The organism is Dethiosulfatibacter sp. (assembly GCF_983023055.1).
The window spans coordinates 1-3819 of the sequence record NZ_CEZJXU010000248.1; the positions used below are offsets into that span (position 1 = coordinate 1).

Annotated in this window: 4 protein-coding genes and 1 pseudogene; 4 read left to right on the forward strand and 1 reads right to left on the reverse strand. The window is 35.6% G+C overall.

From position 1 onward, the window contains the following. The 4 genes and pseudogenes from AC3AX0_RS09015 to AC3AX0_RS09030 all read left to right on the forward strand — a co-directional run. Positions 1 to 234: pseudogene (locus AC3AX0_RS09015) on the forward strand (3-oxoacid CoA-transferase); the annotation flags it as partial. Between the two features lie 24 nt (positions 235 to 258). After that, the gene (locus AC3AX0_RS09020; protein ID WP_487549967.1) at positions 259 to 1047 is read left to right on the forward strand and encodes an acyl-CoA dehydratase activase; all 789 of its coding nucleotides are present in this window, start codon (positions 259 to 261) and stop codon (positions 1045 to 1047) included. Positions 1048 to 1130: 83 nt separating this feature from the next. Next, positions 1131 to 2399: a 2-hydroxyacyl-CoA dehydratase subunit D gene (locus AC3AX0_RS09025; RefSeq protein ID WP_487549968.1), complete on the forward strand. Its 1269-nt coding sequence runs from the start codon at positions 1131 to 1133 to the stop codon at positions 2397 to 2399. Then, positions 2399 to 3529: a 2-hydroxyacyl-CoA dehydratase subunit D gene (locus tag AC3AX0_RS09030; RefSeq protein ID WP_487549969.1), complete on the forward strand. Its 1131-nt coding sequence runs from the start codon at positions 2399 to 2401 to the stop codon at positions 3527 to 3529. Before AC3AX0_RS09025 ends, AC3AX0_RS09030 begins: the two co-directional genes overlap by 1 nt. An 80-nt stretch (positions 3530 to 3609) precedes the next feature. On the opposite strand, the gene AC3AX0_RS09035 is transcribed toward AC3AX0_RS09030, so the two are convergent. Then, on the reverse strand, positions 3610 to 3819 hold a 210-nt coding region (locus AC3AX0_RS09035), incomplete at its 5' end, for a winged helix-turn-helix transcriptional regulator (protein WP_487549970.1).

A 3819-nucleotide genomic window follows, 5' to 3' on the forward strand; every position in this document is an offset into this window, starting at 1 on the left:
ACATTTAGTGGTAAATACGCAAATAAGAATAATCAACCTGTATTATACATTACTGAAAGATGTGTATTTGAACTCCGCAAAGACGGGTTGTGGCTTATAGAAATAGCACCTGGGATAGACATGAAGAGCCAGATTCTCGATATGATGGAATTTAAACCTAATATTTCGGCGGAAGTAAAATTGATGGATGATAGATTGTTTAGAGATGAAAATATAGGACTTGAATTGAAATAAATATATTTAAAGAGGTGAATAATAGTGTATACAATGGGAATTGATATAGGATCGGCATCATCTAAAGCGGTAATTTTAAAAGATGGTGAAAAAATATTGTCAAGCGCAGTTGCCCAGATAGGAACAGGTTCAACTGGACCAAGCAAGGTAATAGCAGAAGCTCTTGAAAAAGCCGAATTAACAGAAGCAGATATTGAGAAGATAGTTACTACAGGATATGGAAGATTTTCAATAGATAAAGCAGATAAGCAATTCAGTGAAATAAGTTGTCATGCAAAGGGAATACATTTTCTTATTCCTACCGCAAGAACAATAATAGATATTGGAGGGCAGGATGCTAAAGCCATCAAGCTTGACAAAAAAGGACGGGTCAGACAATTTTTCATGAATGATAAGTGTGCGGCAGGAACGGGTAGATTTCTGGATGTAATGTCACGAATACTGCAGGTTGAGTTGGATGATATGGGTGAATATGATGCGATGGCAGATGAACCATCTGTTGTAAGTAGCACATGTACTGTATTTGCTGAATCAGAAGTTATATCACAGTTGTCAAAAGGACTAAAAAAGCAAAATATAATTGCAGGTGTTCATAATTCAACAGCGTCTAAAGCATGCAGTCTTGCTTATAGGGCAGGCATTGAGGATGATGTGGTAATGTGTGGAGGAGTTGCTCAAAATAATGGTGTTGTAAGAGCGATAAGTATGGAACTTGGAACTGATGTTATAGTTGCGCCCAATCCACAGACTACTGGAGCTTTGGGAGCTGCAATATATGCTTACGAAGCTACATTTTCTGAAGAGGCTATATAAGTATAAGTACTAAATAAAAATAGAATAATACTATAAAAACCCGTGGACGTTACCATGGATAAACTATAAAGAGAGGGAATAATATGAGTGATATAAAAGATATTAAGGATATGAAGGCAAAGGAACTCCTAGGATATTATCAGGGAAAATTAGATGAAGAAGCAAGACAGGCAAAAAAAGAAGGCAGGTTGGTATGTTGGTCTGCATCCGTAGCACCTCCAGAATTTTGCGTTGCAATGGATATAGCAATGGTTTATCCTGAAACACATGCAGCTGGCATAGGCGCCAGAAAGGGAGCGCCTGATATGCTCGAAGAGGCAGATAGAAAGGGATACAATCTGGATACATGTTCATATGCAAGGGTTAATCTTGGATATATGGAGCTTTTGAAGCAAAAGGCATTAACTGGAAAAACACCTGAAAAACTAGAAAATTCACCTGCGGCAGATATACCTTTGCCTGATATTATAATTACATGTAACAATATTTGTAATACTCTTTTGAAATGGTATGAAAATATTGCTGTAGAGCTTGACATACCTTGTATAGTAATTGATGTTCCATTTAATCATACAATGCCTATACCTCAGTATTCCAAGGATTATATTGCTGATCAGTTTAAAGAGGCAATCAGAATACTAGAAGATGTAACTGGAAGGGATTTCGACTACGATAAATTCCTGGAAGTACAGAAACAGACACAGAGATCAGTTGCACAATGGAATAGACTGGCAGCTCTTGCATCCCATAAGCCATCTCCTCTTAATGGTTTTGATCTGTTTAGTTTTATGGCATTGATAGTTTGTGCAAGAAGTTTAGATTATTCAGAAATAACATTTAAGAAGTTTGCTGAAGAACTGGAAGAGAATCTTAAGAATGAAATATATGCATTCAAAGGAAATGAGAAAAAGCGAATTACATGGGAAGGAATAGCTATATGGCCTTATTTGGGACATACTTTCAAGGGCTTGAAAAATCAGGGAAGCATAATGACGGGATCTGCTTATCCTGGAATGTGGAATCTTGAATATACACCTGGGGATATGAGCTCCATGGCTGAAGCATACACTAGAATATATATTAATACATGTCTTGACAATAAGGTCAAGGTATTAGGTGAGGTTATAGAAACTGGTAAATGTGACGGGATATTATATCATCAAAACAGAAGTTGCAAGCTTATGAGTTTTTTGAATTATGAAACAGCAGAAATGATTCATGACAAAAATGAACTTCCGTATGTAAGTTTTGATGGAGACCAGACTGATCCTAGAAATTTTGCTCCTGCGCAGTTTGATACTAGGATTCAAGCTCTTGATGAAATGATGAACCAGACTTTGGAGGTGGAATAATGAATAGAATAGAAACTATATTAAATGAATTAACAGAAATTACAAAAAATCCCACTAAGGCTGTAGAGGATTTTACAAAGAAAACAGGAAAGGGTGCCGTAGGTGTAATGCCGGTATATGCACCGGAAGAAATAATTCATGCAGCAGGATATCTGCCTGTAGGTATCTGGGGTGGACAGGGAAGTATAAAGAAAGCTAGAACTTATCTTCCTCCTTTTGCGTGTTCAATTATGCAGTCTGTAATGGAAAAACAGATAGAAGGAGCATATGATGACTTGAAAGCGGTGTTAATCTCTGTACCATGTGATACTCTTAAGTGTTTAAGTCAGAAATGGAAGGGAACTTCTCCAACAATTACATTTACTCAACCTCAAAACAGAAAGATAGAAGGTGCAAATAAATTCCTAGTTGAGGAATTTAAAATAATAAAAAACAAACTTGAAACTATTTTGGATCTTGAAATAACAGATGAAGCAATAGAAAAAAGCATAGAAATATACAATGAAAACAGAAGTGTTATGAGAGAATTTGTAAAAATTGCAGCTGAGTATCCTCATGTAATTGACCCAATAAATAGACATGCAGTAATAAAATCAAGATATTTCATGGAAAAATCACAGCATACTGCTCTGGTTAGAGAATTAAATGAAGAAATAAACAAGATTGAGAAAAAAGAATGGAAGGGTAAAAAAGTTGTGCTTACAGGTATTACAGCAGAGCCTGATGAACTTCTTGAAATATTTAAGGAATACGATATAGCAATAGCAGCGGATGATCTTGCCCAAGAATCAAAACAGTTTAGGATTGATGTTCCCAAAGGTGATGACCCATTGTATAGACTTGCAAAATGGTGGCAGGAATTTGACGGATGTTCACTTGCTACAAATGTAGACAAGCCAAGAGGACAGATGCTTATAGACATGGTAAAAGAAAACAACGCCGATGCTGTAATAATATGCATGATGAAATTCTGTGATCCAGAAGAATTTGACTATCCTATTTACTATCAGCAGCTTCAAGATGCTTCCATTAACAATCTCTATATAGAAATTGACCAGGAAACGACATCTTTTGAACAGATTAGAACAAGAATAAATAGTTTCAGTGAAATGCTTCAGGATATAGTATAAAAACTATATATAAATTGACAAATAAAAAGAACTCTCTATCCGAGGGTTCTTTTTGTAAATATACAACCGAATGAAACCGGTTATTTTTTGTTTTTTGATGCTTCTTCCTTAAGAATTGTTTCCTGTAGAGTAGTATCTATTTCCACATGATATTTATCAGAGTAACTACTGCCCCATTTATACATTGATTTCAATACAGGTAAAAAAACTTTTCCTTCATCTGTCAATGAATACTCAACCTTTGGTGGAACAACAGGATAAACTTCTCTATGTATTAGTCCATTTTCTTC

What these genes read in the sequence shown, in the direction of transcription:
- AC3AX0_RS09030 (WP_487549969.1), top strand. Translation starts at nt 2,399, where the DNA reads ATGAATAGAATAGAAACTATATTAAATGAATTAACAGAAATTACAAAA.
- AC3AX0_RS09025 (WP_487549968.1), top strand. Translation starts at nt 1,131, where the DNA reads ATGAGTGATATAAAAGATATTAAGGATATGAAGGCAAAGGAACTCCTA.